This is a genomic window from Lysinibacillus sp. FW12 (assembly GCF_050817245.1).
Taxonomy (GTDB): domain Bacteria; phylum Bacillota; class Bacilli; order Bacillales_A; family Planococcaceae; genus Lysinibacillus; species Lysinibacillus irui.
Map to the genome: position 1 here is coordinate 3,719,000 of NZ_CP139094.1, position 16,158 is coordinate 3,735,157.

The 16,158-nt window shown below is 37.6% G+C and carries 17 protein-coding genes and 1 other annotated feature; of the genes, 1 reads left to right on the top strand and 16 read right to left on the bottom strand.

The window, feature by feature from the left end:
* Positions 1 to 60 precede the first annotated feature (60 nt).
* Positions 61 to 1,257 (top strand): AraC family transcriptional regulator, encoded by a 1,197-nt coding sequence (locus SJW71_RS19215; protein ID WP_274795880.1) that lies wholly within the window; start codon positions 61 to 63, stop codon positions 1,255 to 1,257.
* Between the two features lie 108 nt (positions 1,258 to 1,365).
* Here SJW71_RS19215 and ileS read toward each other — a convergent pair whose 3' ends face one another.
* The 16 genes from ileS to SJW71_RS19295 all read right to left on the bottom strand — a co-directional run bounded on the left by ileS (position 1,366) and on the right by SJW71_RS19295 (position 16,154).
* On the bottom strand, positions 1,366 to 4,134 hold the full coding sequence (gene ileS, locus SJW71_RS19220; RefSeq protein WP_431811347.1) for an isoleucine--tRNA ligase: 2,769 nt from the start codon (positions 4,132 to 4,134) through the stop codon (positions 1,366 to 1,368).
* Between the two features lie 114 nt (positions 4,135 to 4,248).
* Positions 4,249 to 4,473 (bottom strand) — a binding site (T-box leader).
* 81 nt (positions 4,474 to 4,554) lie between these two features.
* A complete protein-coding gene (locus SJW71_RS19225; protein WP_322604663.1) occupies positions 4,555 to 5,079 on the bottom strand; it encodes a DivIVA domain-containing protein in 525 nt (174 codons plus the stop codon).
* Positions 5,080 to 5,174: 95 nt separating this feature from the next.
* A complete protein-coding gene (locus tag SJW71_RS19230; protein WP_274795877.1) occupies positions 5,175 to 5,963 on the bottom strand; it encodes an RNA-binding protein in 789 nt (262 codons plus the stop codon).
* Between the two features lie 108 nt (positions 5,964 to 6,071).
* Positions 6,072 to 6,353 carry a YggT family protein gene (locus tag SJW71_RS19235; RefSeq protein ID WP_274795876.1) on the bottom strand — a complete coding sequence of 94 codons (282 nt, stop codon included), beginning with the start codon at positions 6,351 to 6,353 and terminating at the stop codon, positions 6,072 to 6,074.
* A gap of 20 nt (positions 6,354 to 6,373) precedes the next feature.
* Positions 6,374 to 6,874 (bottom strand): cell division protein SepF, encoded by a 501-nt coding sequence (locus SJW71_RS19240; RefSeq protein WP_431811348.1) that lies wholly within the window; start codon positions 6,872 to 6,874, stop codon positions 6,374 to 6,376.
* A complete protein-coding gene (locus SJW71_RS19245) occupies positions 6,858 to 7,562 on the bottom strand; it encodes a YggS family pyridoxal phosphate-dependent enzyme (RefSeq protein ID WP_431811349.1) in 705 nt (234 codons plus the stop codon). The genes SJW71_RS19240 and SJW71_RS19245 overlap by 17 nt, the downstream gene beginning before the upstream one ends.
* A 117-nt stretch (positions 7,563 to 7,679) precedes the next feature.
* Entirely contained in the window at positions 7,680 to 7,922 is a 243-nt protein-coding gene (locus SJW71_RS19250; protein ID WP_225340754.1) for a PRC-barrel domain-containing protein, read from the bottom strand.
* Between the two features lie 131 nt (positions 7,923 to 8,053).
* Positions 8,054 to 8,827: an RNA polymerase sporulation sigma factor SigG gene (gene sigG / locus SJW71_RS19255; protein WP_004227313.1), complete on the bottom strand. Its 774-nt coding sequence runs from the start codon at positions 8,825 to 8,827 to the stop codon at positions 8,054 to 8,056.
* A 114-nt stretch (positions 8,828 to 8,941) separates the two neighbouring features.
* Positions 8,942 to 9,649, bottom strand: a complete 708-nt coding sequence (sigE, locus tag SJW71_RS19260; RefSeq protein WP_009373518.1) for an RNA polymerase sporulation sigma factor SigE — start codon at positions 9,647 to 9,649, stop codon at positions 8,942 to 8,944.
* Between the two features lie 13 nt (positions 9,650 to 9,662).
* Positions 9,663 to 10,496 (bottom strand): sigma-E processing peptidase SpoIIGA, encoded by an 834-nt coding sequence (locus SJW71_RS19265; protein WP_274795872.1) that lies wholly within the window; start codon positions 10,494 to 10,496, stop codon positions 9,663 to 9,665.
* Between the two features lie 309 nt (positions 10,497 to 10,805).
* On the bottom strand, positions 10,806 to 11,963 hold the full coding sequence (gene ftsZ, locus SJW71_RS19270) for a cell division protein FtsZ (RefSeq protein ID WP_274795871.1): 1,158 nt from the start codon (positions 11,961 to 11,963) through the stop codon (positions 10,806 to 10,808).
* A gap of 54 nt (positions 11,964 to 12,017) precedes the next feature.
* Complete coding sequence (gene ftsA / locus SJW71_RS19275) at positions 12,018 to 13,301, bottom strand: cell division protein FtsA (protein ID WP_274795870.1); 1,284 nt, start codon at positions 13,299 to 13,301, stop codon at positions 12,018 to 12,020.
* A gap of 95 nt (positions 13,302 to 13,396) precedes the next feature.
* Positions 13,397 to 13,768: a small basic family protein gene (locus tag SJW71_RS19280; RefSeq protein ID WP_274795869.1), complete on the bottom strand. Its 372-nt coding sequence runs from the start codon at positions 13,766 to 13,768 to the stop codon at positions 13,397 to 13,399.
* A gap of 3 nt (positions 13,769 to 13,771) precedes the next feature.
* Positions 13,772 to 14,491 carry a DUF881 domain-containing protein gene (locus SJW71_RS19285; protein ID WP_431811350.1) on the bottom strand — a complete coding sequence of 240 codons (720 nt, stop codon included), beginning with the start codon at positions 14,489 to 14,491 and terminating at the stop codon, positions 13,772 to 13,774.
* A 126-nt stretch (positions 14,492 to 14,617) separates the two neighbouring features.
* Positions 14,618 to 15,343 carry a DUF881 domain-containing protein gene (locus SJW71_RS19290; RefSeq protein ID WP_274795867.1) on the bottom strand — a complete coding sequence of 242 codons (726 nt, stop codon included), beginning with the start codon at positions 15,341 to 15,343 and terminating at the stop codon, positions 14,618 to 14,620.
* Positions 15,324 to 16,154, bottom strand: coding sequence for a cell division protein FtsQ/DivIB (locus SJW71_RS19295; RefSeq protein WP_274795866.1), 831 nt, complete (start codon positions 16,152 to 16,154; stop codon positions 15,324 to 15,326). The genes SJW71_RS19290 and SJW71_RS19295 overlap by 20 nt, the downstream gene beginning before the upstream one ends.
* Between the last annotated feature and the right edge of the window lie 4 nt (positions 16,155 to 16,158).

The window sequence follows — 16,158 nt, forward strand, 5'->3', positions numbered from 1 at the left end:
AAATATTTCTATCTTTTCAATTCACAGGAGGATGGTAGCATTTTAAAGGTGGTATGGTATATGGAAAGCTCATTTGACAAGCAACAAATGAGTGAATGGTTACAAGAGGTTTTACCAAACGCTTTTGAGGAAAGTAAAGTATCAAAGCCAGAAGATGAGGCCATTATTGTCTATGAAGTCAATCGGTTATTTGATTGGGTAAAGATTAATCGATTAAAAAGAAATTATCCTAACAGTATAATTGTCCCGGTTGTTACAGAACACCTTACCTACTCAACTGGTATAGCCATTGAATTAGTTTTACCTGCACTTCTCATAAAACCATTACAAAAATCAAAATTTTTACGAATTGTAAAGAAGCTGTATACAGCCTATCAGGAAAAAAAGGCTAGTTCACTCACACTGCTTGAGCTATCACAACAAGTGTCCCAACATCATACCTCACCGTTCCGAGAAGCATTTTTAAAGCGTTTAATACGGGGTGAAGTCGACAATGAACAAGAAATTATCCAATCTTCATCCTTTCTATCATCAAACTGTATTCCTAATATTGTGTTTTTAATTCAAGGCTATATCGATGGAGATGATAAGAAAGCAGATGCAAGCAGTATCATCACCAATATTTTCCGTCAAAATTTCGTAAATCAAGCACCTTTGTCCTTTTTACATTTTGAACGCTATTTACTACTTCTCATGCGAATTCCGAGTGAGTACAACTCATTCAAACATTGGTCAGAGGGAGAAGCCTGTCTTTTAGAAGTTATTGAAACACTGAAAAGGGACTATTGCATTCATTTGTTTATGGGGGTTGGTAGTGTATTTCAGGACGCTATGCAAGTGAAAGAGTCCTATAGCCAAGCACGAAAAGCACGAAGAAAACCACCTATCGATAACATTCATATAAGATATTACGAGGATTTAACAAAGCATGAGCAGCTTCAAAAAGCCATCCATTATATTGAAGAGCATTATGACGAGCAACTAACCATTCGTGATGTGGCAAACTATATAAACTTTAGCTCCACACATTTTAGCAGACTATTTAAAAAGGAGACTGGTCGAAATTTCGTTGACTACGTTGCCTTTACTCGCATCATCAAAACATTACCCTTTTTACGTAAATACGACTACACCATAGAAAAAATCGCCTCCACTTGTGGCTTTAACACACCTAATTATTACAGTCTAACCTTTAAAAAATATGTAGGGATCTCACCAACAGACTACCGCAATACGAAAGAAATTTTATTTAAATAGTTCCAGCTAAAAGAATCTGCTAAATCTTCATGAAAAAAAGCAAGCCCCCTTAAAAGGAGACTTGCCTATATCTACATTGTATGCAGATTCTTGTTATTAAAAGAAAACTTAAGCGTAATATTTTTCTACAACTTCTGCACAGCGAGCGCAAACTGTTGGTTGTGCCTCATTTGTTCCAACTGTTTCTGAAATTGACCAGCAGCGCTCACATTTCTCACCTGTAGCCTTCTCAACAACAATGGAAACATGCTCAAGTGCTAAAGCTTCTGCAGGCGCTTCTTCAATTGCAGCTACCTCAAATGCTGAAACGATAGAAAGTTGTGCAAAATCAATGTTCGCATCATTCAATAATGCGACAACATCTTCTTTTGCATAGACAGTCACTTTTGCTTCAAGTGATTTACCAATTGTTTTAGCGTTACGCGCTTCCTCTAATGCTTTTAAAATATCGTCACGCACATCAATAATTTTTTCCCATTTCTCACGAAGACTGTCAAAGTTCGCTTGAACATCTACCTCTGGGAAGTCTGTTAATTGAACCGACACTTCCTCTACAACCCCTTGAGCGTGGAGGTAAGACCACATCTCGTCTGTTGTATGAGGAATAATTGGTGTCATAATTTTAACTAATGTCATTAATGTATCGTAAATGACTGTTTGCATTGCTCGACGGTCTTTGTTGTCATGACCTTCAATATAAACTACGTCTTTCGCAATATCTAAATAGAATGAAGATAACTCCACAGCTACAAAATTATTGACTACATGATAAACAGCAGCGAAATCATAACGATCGTAGGCTGCACGCACAGCTTTTAAAACATCTTGCAAGCGCATATACACGTATTGATCCATTTCACGAAGCTCTGCATAAGCTACACGATCTTTCTTTGGATCGAAATCAGCAATATTGCCGTGTAAGAAACGGAACGTGTTACGAATTTTACGGTACACTTCTGACACTTGCTTTAACATATCCATAGAAATACGCACATCAGCTGTATAGTCCACAGAAGCAACCCAAAGTCGAAGAATATCTGCACCATATTGATCCATTACTTTTTGTGGAATAATGACATTTCCTAATGATTTACTCATTTTACGTCCTTCACCATCAAGAACGAAACCATGCGTTAAAAGTCCTTTGTATGGTGCGTAACCATTGATAGCTACAGATGTAATTAGTGATGAGTTAAACCAACCACGGTGTTGGTCAGAGCCTTCTAAATATAAATCAGCTGGATATTTCATGCCTCGTTCAACAAGTACACCTTGGTGAGATGAACCTGAATCGAACCAAACGTCCATAATATCATTTTCTTTTGTAAATTCGCCGTTCGGACTACCTGGATGTGTAAAGCCTTCTGGCAATAATTCTTTCGCTGTTTTTTGGAACCAAATATTTGATCCATGCTCACGGAATAAAGCAGAAATATGGCTAATTGTTTCAGGTGTAATAATTGGTTCACCATTTTCAGCGTAGAAAATTGGAATTGGCACGCCCCAAGCACGTTGACGTGAAATTACCCAGTCTCCACGGTCACGAATCATATTATAAAGGCGTGTTTCTCCCCAAGCTGGTGTGAATGTTGTTGCTTTAACAGCCTCAAGTAACTCACCACGGAATGCTTCAACAGATGCAAACCATTGTGGTGTCGCACGATAAATAACTGGTTTTTTTGTACGCCAGTCATGTGGATAAGAGTGTGTAATGAAACTAAGACTTTCTAATGCATCCACTTCTTTAAGTTTTTCTGTTACTAGTTTATTGGCATCATTATAAAATACGCCTTCAAAACCAGGTGCTTCTTCTGTATAGCAGCCACTATTATCAAGAGGACTAAGAATGCCTAAGCCATATTGTTTACTAATATGATAATCATCTTCCCCGTGTCCTGGCGCTGTATGAACACAACCTGTACCCGCATCTGCAGTAACATGATCTCCAACCATCACAAGAGATTCTCGATCATAGAATGGATGATGGGCTACAATACGATCTAGCGCATCCCCTTTTACTTCTTGAACAACCTCATAGTTTTCCCATTCAAGAGCAGTTGCCACTGACTCTAATAATTCTTTAGCGATAATGAATTTTTTAGTTGCCACAGCAACTACTACATAGATAAATTCAGGGTTCAAAGAAATCCCTAAGTTTGCTGGTAATGTCCAAGGAGTTGTTGTCCAAATGATAAATTTAGCATCTGCTGGAACAACACCTTTCGCATCCTTAATAGCAAAGCTTACATAAATCGATGGTGATTTGATATCCTTGTATTCAATTTCAGCTTCTGCCAAAGCAGATTCAGAAGATGGAGACCAATAAACTGGTTTTAACCCTTTATAGATGTAACCTTTTTCCGCCATTTTACCAAACACTTCAATTTGACGTGCTTCAAATTCAGGTTTCAATGTAATATATGGATTTTCCCAATCACCGCGAATGCCTAGACGTCGGAATTGCGTACGTTGATTGTCAATTTGTTCATACGCATATTCTTCACAAAGTTGGCGGAATGCTGCTACTGACATTTCTTTACGCTTTACACCTTTGTTTGTCAATGCTTGCTCAATTGGTAAACCATGCGTATCCCAACCAGGAATATAATTAACATGGTAGCCAGTCATGGAGCGGTGACGTGTAATCATATCTTTCAATACTTTATTTAATGCATGGCCGATGTGGATATCACCATTTGCATATGGAGGACCATCATGTAGGACAAACTCTGGACGACCTTCAGTACGTTCCATTTGTAATTTGTTAATATCCATGTCATTCCATTTATCTTGCATTTTTGGCTCATTTGCTGGAAGATTTCCGCGCATTGGAAAATCTGTTTTTGGCATTAATAATGTATCTTTGTATTCAACCATTTAAAATTCCTCCTTTATTTTCCACAGGCATAATAGACATTTTTCACATAGGACAGTTATTGGCAAATTCAGCTAAAACGATTCGCAAACAAATAAAAAAAGCCCTCAATCCCACTAAGGGACGAGAAGCTTCTACTCGCGGTACCACCCTACTTGTAGCACAAAAATTATTGTACTACCTCTTTCAAGCACGTTAACGTCGTGCAACACGAAATAACTTACTTTTTTCAGCTATTTAGCTCAGAAGTGATGTTCAATGTTAGTTGCATGTTTGGGCTCGCACTGTCCCCAAATCGCTTCACTACGCCTAACAAATACTGTCTTCGTCTCTGCCTCTATGCGTATCTGTTCAAAATAATTACTATTACAAAGTATATGAAATTCATACAATCGCGTCAAGTTTCAATTGTAAAAGAAAAGTTACATATCTTCGGACTCCTGTGCTTCCTCAACAGACGCCTGAATTTCAGTTAAATCAATATCGTATTGTAGCAAATGATCCCAGTCATCTGCATTCAGTAAGTCAAGCTGTGCCTCTACAAGCATCTTAAAACGATTACGGAAAACCTTAGATTGTTTTTTTAGCTCATCAATTTCAATCGTTACCTTACGAGCTTTCGTTAAAGCTTCATTGACAATTCGATCAGCATTTTTCTCTGCTTCTTTCAAAATGAGTTTAGCCTCTTTTTGTGAATTTCTTCGCACTTCATCTGCAGCTTCTTGCGCTACTACAATAGATTTCTGCAAAGTTTCTTCTAAGGAGTTAAAATGCCTCGCTTGTTCTAATGCCATTTCTAATTGCTTATCGACTTCCTTTTTTTCCCTAAGCAAAATTTCGTAGTCTTTAATAATCTGATCTAAAAATTCATTTACTTCATCTTCAGCATAACCTCTGAAGGCTTTTGTAAACTCCTTATTATGTATATCAATAGGTGATAATGGCATACAATCCTTCTCTCCTTTACATGTACATTCGTAGTTTCTATTATACAATTGTTCCGACAACTTAGCAGTAAAAATTAATGAAATTTACTTCACTTTCAGCTTTTTTGGGCCAATCGACCGATTTGTAGACGGATTTTATCCTTTTTTGTACGGCCTTCTGTCATAATAATTTTGACACGACCGCTTCCACGTATCGATAAAATATCACCCTCTTGTAATTCAAAAGCGACAGTATCCCGCTCCGTCCAATTGACACGCACTTTTTTTCCAGTAATTAATGCTTGTGCCTTTTGGCGTGACACATTTAAAATCGTCGCAATGATCACATCTAAACGCATCGAAGAAACTGTATGTGCTTCCTCAAACCACTCTTCCTCATTGATAAGCAGTGGGGCGTCTTCCTTTAGGGATTCTACATGTACCTTTACTTTACCAATACCCGTTAAATGTAAACGGACATAATCCGCTACCTCCTGTGCGACAACGAATTGCACCTGCTGCTCATTGACACGAATATCACCGAATTTACTACGGTTTAAGCCTAATGATAACAATGCCCCTAAAACATCTGGATGACGCAGTTGAATAAATTTAGTCGGATACTGGATGGTAAAGGCTGTCAGTTGAAAGTCTTCATCTGTAGCTTCATAGTACGCAGGGAAAATGAGCATACGCTGCCTCTCTGCTCCATCAAATAGCCCTGAACAAGCTGTCTTTAGAGTGTCGTCCTGTCCAATAACCGATGACACAATAAAACGTTGCCTTGGGTCAAGAAAATCGGTCAACTTAGGTGCATAGCGATCCTCTACCTCACGCTGCCAGCTTAGCACTTGTTCAATAAAAGGCTGCTCATCTTTTCGAAAATGCTGGATTAAGTGTTCCATCTTGTTGTCTCCTCTTTCACTAGTTCCTATTTGCTTTGTTGGATGAACGTAGTAAAACTAGTATTCCCCATAAATAAAAAATCCCCACCTAAACGTGAGGATTTACTTCTAAACGAACATAAGAAATATTTTCTGAATGACTATAACAAGCCCTCTTTCAATAAAATTCAGCATAAAGATAGCCACAATTGGTGAAATATCTATCATTCCAAGTGGCGGAATAAACTTTCTGAATATCCCTAAATATGGTTCACACACTCTTTCAAGCATGCGACCAATGGCTGAATTTTGAGCGGCAGGCACCCAAGACATTAAAATATAGGCAATTAGCATAAATGAATAAATCCTAAATGCTAACGATACATAACCAAGTATTATAAAAAAAGTCATATAAACTACAATCCTCGCTATTAATTATCGTCTAAAATAAAGTTTGTAATTTCACCAGTCACTTCTACATTATCTGGCGTGCATAGGAAAATATCTTTACCAATACGCTGGATATCTCCAGCAAGGGCGTAGACTGTTCCACTTAAAAAATCAATAATGCGTTTTCCTTGCTCCCGCTCAATACGTTGTAAATTGACGATTGTTGCACGTTTATTTTTTAAATGTTCTGCAATATCTTGTGCTTCTGCATAAACTCTAGGCTCTATTAACACTACTTTTGCGCCCTTAGAGCTCATAGCTGCTTGTAAACTGACAATGTTGTTAGAAGTTGCTGCTGAACTTTGTGGCACAATTTCATGAATAGATGCCTTCCGTTCTTTAATTGTTTTTTTAGGCTTTATTGAATGAATCGGTTGCTGTTGTTGTATGGGTTGTTGCTGCTGAATAGGAGCTTGCGTGATTTCTTCTTCTAATTCTTCTTCAAGGTAAAAGAAGTTTTTAATTTTATTTTTCATGCTCATCCTGTTCCCCTCTTTCATTTCCAACAAGAGCCGTTCCGACTCGAACAAAAGTAGCCCCTTCCTCTACCGCAATTTCAAAGTCATTAGACATGCCCATTGATAACTCGGTACAAGGTGCGTGTGCGAATCCTTGCTCGGCTATTTGCTGTTGACATTGTTTTAATTGCTTGAAAACGGAGCGAATTAGCTCTTCGTCTTCCGTATTTGGTGCCATTGTCATTAAACCTACAACTTGAATCTTTGTAAATTCTTTCAATGATTCTACAAAAGGTAAAACTTCTTCGATGGTTAAACCATGTTTAGATTCTTCTCCTGAAACATTTACTTGTACAAAGCATTTAACAGGTTTTTCTGCTCTTTTTTCAATTTCTTCCGCCAAGCTCAATCGATCTAATGAATGTAAAAAATCAATGCTGTTAATCACTTGTTTTACTTTACGTGTTTGAAGTGACCCGATATAATGCCAGTACACATCAGCTTGAATTTCTGTAATTTTACGATGTAAGCCATCGGGTCTATTTTCTCCTAAATGAGTGAGACCGGCATCAATTGCTTCTTGCGTTCTTTCAACAGAAACTTCTTTTGTCACCGCAATTATTTGAACATGATTGCTCTGACGATTGCCTTTTTTTTCTGCTGCTGCTATTAAATCCTGTAGTTTGTTTAAATTTGTTAAGATTTTTGTCACTGTTTTTCCCAACTTTACAACAATAGTTTCTTTTATTGTAACAAGCAATGCTTGATTTATCAATGAATAGCCTGACCTATGTCAGCGTACATGATCTCAATTTTATAAACAGATGTCTTAGGAAAGTGCTTTTACTAAAATAACGTCCTTGCCAACAACAAGCACATCTTTCATATACACTTTTCTAACAGACTCTTCCCCTTTAAAAAAACCAAGATATTTACGAGGCTCTGCAATTAAAAATGCTGTCACATAGCCCGTTTCTTTTGATACTTCGGCATCTATTACAAAGCCTATAAATCGTCCATTTCCTGCTTCAATGACTTCTTTTTGCTGTAACATCGAAAAACGCAATGACATACCTCCTCTAACAATTACTTTTGTACGTTCCATTCATGTCCTTCATCAAACTTTGCTGTCACTTATTTTATGTATCATTTGTTCATTGAATGAAGATAAAATGCGCACCGAATAATTCGATGCGCATTTTTTTATTTGTAATCCTTTTGCATTGTTTCAATCGCATTTTTTTCAAGACGCGAAATTTGTGCTTGAGAAATCCCTAGTTCCTTAGCAATTTCTGTTTGAGTCTCCCCATAATAAAAACGTTTTGCAACGATCATTTGCTGACGTTCATCTAGCTTTTGCAAGCTTTCCTTTACCGACACGTAGGCAACCCATTGATCCTCTGATACATCATCATCACGTAATTGATCCATCATATAAACAGCGTCTCCACCGTCTGAGTAAATAGGCTCTTGCAAGGAAACAGGATCTTGAATAGCATCTAAAGCAAATAACACATCTTCTTTTTTCATGTCAATCATCTCAGCAATTTCTTCAATCGTTGGTTCTCGCAAATTATCGGTTATCCACTGCTCTTTTGCCTGCATTGCCTTATAAGCTATATCTCTTAGAGAGCGAGATACACGTAATGCATGATGATCACGCAGATGGCGACGAATTTCTCCAATGATCATCGGTACAGCATATGTCGAAAATCGTACATTATGCTTTAAATCAAAATGATCAATGGCTTTCATGAGGCCAATACAGCCTACTTGAAATAAATCATCTGCCTGTTCACCCCGATAGGCAAATCTACCGACAATACTTAGCACTAACCTTAAATTGCACATTACAAGCTCTTCCCTAATCTCAGTTTCTCCAGCTTGTAAGCGGATGAAGAGTTCCTTCATTTCCTCGTGCTTTAAAATTGGCAAAGTCGATGTATCTAAGCCGCAAAGATCTACTTTTGTTCGCATATTCGATTCCTCCGGATGTTATTCTCTGACTAAACCGTGACATCAGTTTGTCCGAGAGAAACAAGAATATGCACAAAAGCTGCGACCAATTTTAGGTAGGTTAAATTTCCCTCTCTACGAAATTGGTTGATTTAAATTTTCACGTAAATCTTGAATAATTTTCTTTTCTAAACGGGAAATATATGATTGCGATATGCCTAAATGATCGGCAACTTCTTTTTGTGTCATTTCAACTTTTCCATTGAGACCAAAACGACACTCCATAATATAACGCTCTCGCGCACCCAATAAATTAATGGCATGGAACATATGCTGTCGTTCTATTTTCTTCTCTACATTATCAAGAATAATATGCTCTTCTGTTCCTAAAATATCGGACAGTAATAATTCATTTCCATCAGCATCAGAGTTTAGTGGTTCATCTAGTGAAACTTCACCCTTCATACGACTCGTTTTTCGTAAGTGCATTAAAATTTCATTTTCAATGCAGCGTGATGCGTATGTTGCAAGTTTGATATTCTTATCTGTATTGAACGTCTCGATCGCCTTTATTAAACCAATGGAACCAATGCTAATTAAATCTTCAATTGGCGTTCCCGTATTATCAAAACGTCTAGCTATATAAACAACAAGACGTAAATTACGTTCAATTAGTGTGTCTCTAGCTCGTAAATCACCGTTCATAAAGGATGCAATGACTGTAACTTCTTCTTCTCGACTTAATGGCACTGGCAATGAATCATTTCCCCCTATATAGTACGTTTCACGACTCCGAAACTTACTCCATAATTTTTTCAAGCTAGCAAGTAGCCTAAGAAGCAATAGTTCTCCCCCTCTATGAGTTATTTGAAAGCGCTGAAAAATGTAAAATTGCTGCTGTGCTATGTGGAAAATTTTTTGCTTTTTTGGTTAAAACGATGTATTCATTCGTTTTCACTTGGGAAGGCTCCCCCTTTATATGCCATTCATCAAAGCGAAAACCAAGGACAACTGATTGCTGTTGTACCGTATTGACATGAATAAATCGTATATAACGCTGATAATCTTCAGAAAACATAGATACATCGTATGGGTCTGTTTCTTGCCATTCTATTAATGATTTTCGAAACGCTGAAGGTAAGTGTGGTCGCAATGCTGTATAAGAGACAAAATGAACTGGCTTTCCTGATAATGGCTCAATCGCTTGATTACCTGTATCAACAAAAGCGGAAAGCGGGATTGTTGCTCCAAAAATTTTTAAAGTTGTATCAAATACAAACTGACCACTTAAGCGCTCTAACTTGACAAATCCCCATTGCTTATAAAATGCAATAAGATTTAAAACTGCCAATAAAAAGCAAATCATAATAAAATGAGTAACAGAAAGATTTTTCAAAAAAGGTTGTAGTGCTGTTAACAATCCACCAATCACGATCGTTGCTGTTAACACAATAGGTCCTTGCTTTTGAAAGCTACGAATCTTGAAGCGAAATGCTATACCAATTAACAATATAAAACTAAGAATCGTCGTCCACAGCATTTGACCGCCAATGACAGCTACAAAACTACTACAAATTGAACTCATTAATAATCTTGAATTTTTCACTAAGACTCCTGTGACTCTTGCTGTAAACGTGAGTATCGCTAGATTAAAAAGCGTATTAATGAGCACCAGCCATTCTCCATACATAACAGCCGCCTCCTATATACAAAGTTAGCATGTTACTCCCACAAATATTGTCAAACAATCGCATCATTTCCTAAAAATGTTTTGACAAAAAACATGGTTTCCTTACACATTTGAACATCATGCCAGCCAAAATAAAAAGCTCGTATTCTACATATGTAAAATACGAGCTTTTTAGAAGTTATTTGTTTTATCTTATTTTCAGCAATTGTACCGAAAGAGAAGCATCAAGTAGACTTTTTCAAAGGACAAAGAAAAGTTCTATTCTCCAACTCGAAAGTCTGGAACCAATGATGCCGAGACGTCATAGATTTAGCCTCGATTTTTGCGGTTACGTAAAAATGCTGGGACTTCGAGCATGTCATCCTGTGCATAATGCTGCTGATTTTGACGTGGCTGCTCTTGTTGAACATGCATTTCTTGTCGTTGTTCACGAATTGGTGCTTGTTGCTGTGGAGCTGATTGTCTGTTTATGTTAAGTGACGGCTTCGTTGTATTACGTTGTTGCTGTAAAGCTTCCTCTGAGAAGCCAGTAGCAATGACTGTAACAATAATTTCATCTTTAAGGTTTTCATTAATAACTGAACCGAAAATCATGTTTACTTCTTCATCTGACGCAGAGGCTACGATATCTGCTGCCTCTTGCACTTCAAATAAGCTAAGATTTGAACCACCAGTGATGTTCATTAGGACGCCTTTAGCACCATCGATTGATGATTCAAGCAATGGACTTGAAATAGCTTTCTTTGCTGCTTCAGAAGCTCTGTTTTCGCCTGTAGCAATACCAATCCCCATCAATGCTGAACCTTTGTTAGACATAATTGTTTTCACGTCTGCAAAGTCTAAGTTAATAAGACCAGGTGTGGCAATCAAATCTGAAATACCTTGTACACCTTGACGTAGAACATTATCAGCTTCTCTGAAGGCTTCTAACATCGGCGTTGATTTATCGACAATTTGTAATAGCTTATCGTTCGGGATGACAATCAGTGTATCCACAGATTCTTTCATACCACCAATACCACCGATTGCCTGTGTTTGGCGTTTACGACCCTCAAATGTAAATGGACGTGTTACAACTCCGACTGTAAGGGCTCCCAATTCACGTGCGATCTGTGCAATGACTGGTGCTGCACCAGTACCCGTTCCACCACCCATACCAGCAGTAACGAATACCATATCTGCACCACGTAGAACCTCTTCTAGTTGTTCTCTACTCTCTTCAGCAGCTTTTTTTCCTACCTCTGGATTTGCACCTGCGCCTAATCCACGTGTTAACTTAGCACCAATTTGTAGCTTTACTTCCGCTTTAGATAAATTTAATGCTTGAGCATCCGTGTTAACAGCGATAAAGTCAACACCTTGCACACCATGTTCTATCATTCGATTGACAGCGTTGTTACCGCCACCACCAACACCTATGACCTTTATTACTGCAAGTTCATCAACACTTGTATCAAATTCTAACATCTCTTTTTTCCTCCCACGGTAACTCGACTCTGTATCATTCATTACGCATTCTAGTTAATCAAAAAACTTATCAAATAATTTTTTTGCTCTCCCGATTACGCTTTCTTTTGGTTCTGAAGGTGCAGAATACTCTTGCTTTTTACTTATAGTTGGCTGAGCCCCTACAACTGCATATTCAATAGGTTGCGTATTCGAACTTTTACCGTAAAAATCATCTTCTAAATAGGCGTAACGTATAAGTCCAACTGCCGTCGCAAATGAAGGCTCTCTAACGCCAATATAATCGGGTGTATAGATTCTTACACGCGTTTGTAGAATTTGACGTGCCAATTGGGCTATCCCCTCAAGCTTTGCAACACCACCTGTTATAACAACGCCACCCGGTAAATCTCGTACACCTAAACGCGCTAATTCATCAATAACTAACTCCAATAATTCTTCTAAACGAGCGCCAATAATTTCCGATATATAGCGCTGACTGTACTGATCTGTAGAATCTGTGCCAACAATAGGCACTTCAAAGAGTTCGTCATCAGATGCATCATCATAAAAGGCATGTCCATACTGGTGTTTGATTTGTTCGGCTTGTTCTGTTGGTGTTTTTAAAACGATTGAAATATCTTTCGTTATATGATCACCACCGACAGGTAGGACACCTGTATGGGTTAACAAACCTTCTTCAAATACTGCAATTGTTGTAGATCCGCCTCCTAAGTCTATAAAGGCAGTTCCTTGGTTTTTTTCATCTTCAGTTAATGCAAAATAGCCTGATGCTAATGGTTGTAAATATATTTCTCGTATACTTAACCCAGCGCGCTCAACACAGCGAAGAACATTGTGTAGAAGCGTTTTGGATGTCGTTATCATTGTTGCATCCATTTCTAGACGGATGCCAATCATACCACGAGGATCTTTAATTTCATCAAGGTTGTCCACAATAAACTGTCTTGGAATGATGTTAACTAATTCACGTTCAGGAGGTATTGACATGACTTGTGCAGATTCTACCACTCTGTCTAAATCATCATCTGTAATTTCTCTGTTTTCACTATTTACAGCGACAACACCTTTAACTAGCTGTAACATCGTCTGGTTAGCTGGAACGCCTAAAACGACTTCATGAATTTGATAACCTGTCATTCGTTCGGCTTGTTCTACTGCTTTTCGAATAGATTGTACTGTTGCGTCAATGTCAACAATTGCACCTTTTCGAACTCCATTCGATTTTACATTTCCGACGCCAATTACATGTAATTGTCCGTCACTCATTTCACCTATTAATACCTTGATAGAGGAGGACCCAATATCAAGTGAAATGTATAAATCTTGCTGATTCAATTCGCTGCACCTCCTTGAAAAATGCTCTTATTTTCATTCTATTGTAAATTTCCCATAATGTCTAAGCAAATCGAGTATTTTGATCAATTTTTCTCTCATTCTATGGAAGTTTTTTTTCGTTTGTGACGTTTCTCATCTATACGAGTTAGTAGAATACGCCTAATTATTGCAATATTTTGGAATAATCGTACTCCAAAAGCGAAAATGGCTGCCAAATACAAATCTATCCCCAAATTCACACCAATGAAGGCTAAACCTGCTGCTAGAACTATATTAAAAAAGAATCCTGATACAAAGACTTTATCGTCGTAAACTTGCTGTAATTGAGCACGGATACCACCAAATAATGTATCTAAAGCTGCTAAAACAGCTATTGACAGATAATTTTCATACATAGAGGGGATTTGTATATTTGTTAACAAGCCAAGGGCAAGTCCAAATATCAAACCTAAAAACGGTAGCCACATATATTAATCTCCTTTTTTTACCTCTGTTAAATAATCATTTGTCAACGGCTGATCAAATGCTGGAATTTGTAACTGTTCAGTTGGCTCTTCAATTACTAAGTTAAAATTATCTAAATAAAACGAGTCTATAAACGTTGAGGCTTGTAGTGAATTATACAATTTTTGCGCTGCTTTAAAATCGCTTGTCCCAACTTCTATTTTAAAGGACGGTGAAGACAGGGGTATACTGTTCACTGTTGTTTTACCATTTATATCCCGAATGGCTGTTGTCTGTACAACACGATTGCCATCAATTGAGACACTAGTAGCATCGTTTTTAAAAAGTGCATTTAATAATTGAGTTAACAAATCAGGTGATATTTCTTTAATTTCATAACCCATTTCAATTAATTCAGGTGCCGGCTCTACACGTAATCGGACTCCGGGCCCCATAATTTCTGTTAATCCAGCTTGTAGCTTTAAACGATTTAATGTTTCATTTAAGGCTGCCTGCTGATTTACTTTTTCAGATTGCTCATAGCGATCCACTACTTCATGAAGTGAGCGAATTTCTGCCAGTAATGCGGAATGTCTTTGCTTTTCTAGTGCTAATTCCTCTCTTATTGCCCAAATATCTCGTGTATCTCGCTCTGCTGGTTTTTGTATGGTATTGTATTGTACCGCTATCATCAAACCGATAATAAATAGCACGAACGTTATTCGGGTGTACATATTTCTTTGCAAAATAGCCCCTCCTAGACGTATCGTATTATGCCTCTCAGAATACGATGTTAAATTGTCAATACAACCTACAATCGACAAATACCTGGAGGCTAAATTAGACTTTAAACATGAATATAGGACTTGTCCCTAACTTTCAACTTTTACTTTAGGCATTGTAAGCTTTTGATTTTCCTCTAATGACACCACAATATTGTCATTTAATAACTGATCCACTACCCCTCCACTTAAATTTAAAGAGGCCATTAATGTTTCTGAATCACCTACTGCTTCTATCACAAAGGGAGCTGGATGTTGTGTACCATCAATTGTTATAACTGGACCATTACAGCGAATATAGGAATTGGCCATAACACGTTGTCCATTGATAGCAATAGCTTGGGCTCCTGAAATTTTCAGTTCATTCATCAACTTAAAAACATGGCTTTCATGGACAATATAGTCATTTGGATTTAAAGATTTCGGATCATAGTCACCATCTTGAAGGGTTATTCGGATTCCCTTCCCTTCACTTTTTAACTCGCCAAGTAATAACCGTAAATCTTCTGCTTGCTCAACAAGCTTTTTATAGTCCTTTTCATTTGAAGCAAATGATTTTTCATACTTTCTAATTTGTTCTTGTAAAGTATTTAATTCTTCAGTGAGTTCTTTATTGCGTTCTTGTTGTGTTATTAACTCCTCGCGATAGGAATCTTCTTGCTCAAAAAGCTCTGAATCAATCGCTCCTGCTTCCCGGTTATCTTTTGCCTGGTTGTAGGAATAGCCGATAATAAATCCTGTTGTCACACAAACAATTAGTAATTCAAATTGTTTTCTAGTAAAAAAATTCCCTTTGCTATTCTTCTTGTTGTTCATCTTCCGTCACTTCCTGGTTAACCAATTCCCCATCTGCATTCGCTTCCATATCAATGTCTATCTTGTTGTACTCTTCGTTAAAAGGACGATAGTAGGAACCGACCTCTAAATCAATCACGCCTTTTTCTAAGTTGGCAATTTGCGCTACTATAGAAGGGTAATAATTTAGCTTCTCCGCTAGCGTTTGAATAACAGCACGTACTTCATAGCCATCATTCATATAAAGTTTGACTGCATTCGGATTTGCATCATTACTATTCGTGTTAACTTGGGAAATTAAAGCTAAAACTTCTGGCTTTAATTGCGCTAGTTGCTCAACAAGTTTATTAATTGTTTTTTCACCGGTTATACCGATAAAAACTGGTGCATCAATGGGCGTATCATTTCCCGTTTGTTCAAAGCGTTTGCCGTTTTCTAGCAAAGGATAATAAGTACCGTCCCCAGCTAAATACGCAACTTTTTTCCATTCCTTCAGGTCAATCGTTACGCCTTGAAGCCAGTTACGTTTAACATGTACTTCTTTTACCCACTTATCCTTTAATAAAATCCTCTCAATATCTTCCACTTTGAAACCCCACATTGATTTACCAGGCGTAAGTGTACTCGCCTTCACATAATATTCCTCATTCGCAAGCTTAGCACCATTGACGGTTATCTTTTTGATGTTACTGTATGGAGATTGAAAATAAAGGAGTACTGCTAACACAATAAAGAAAAGTAATATTAGCACTATAAATTTCCGATTTGTACGCTTTTTTCGTCGCTTTTTTAGCGTAGGTATGCGATCTTCTATATCGATTACTTTCTCCAAAAAG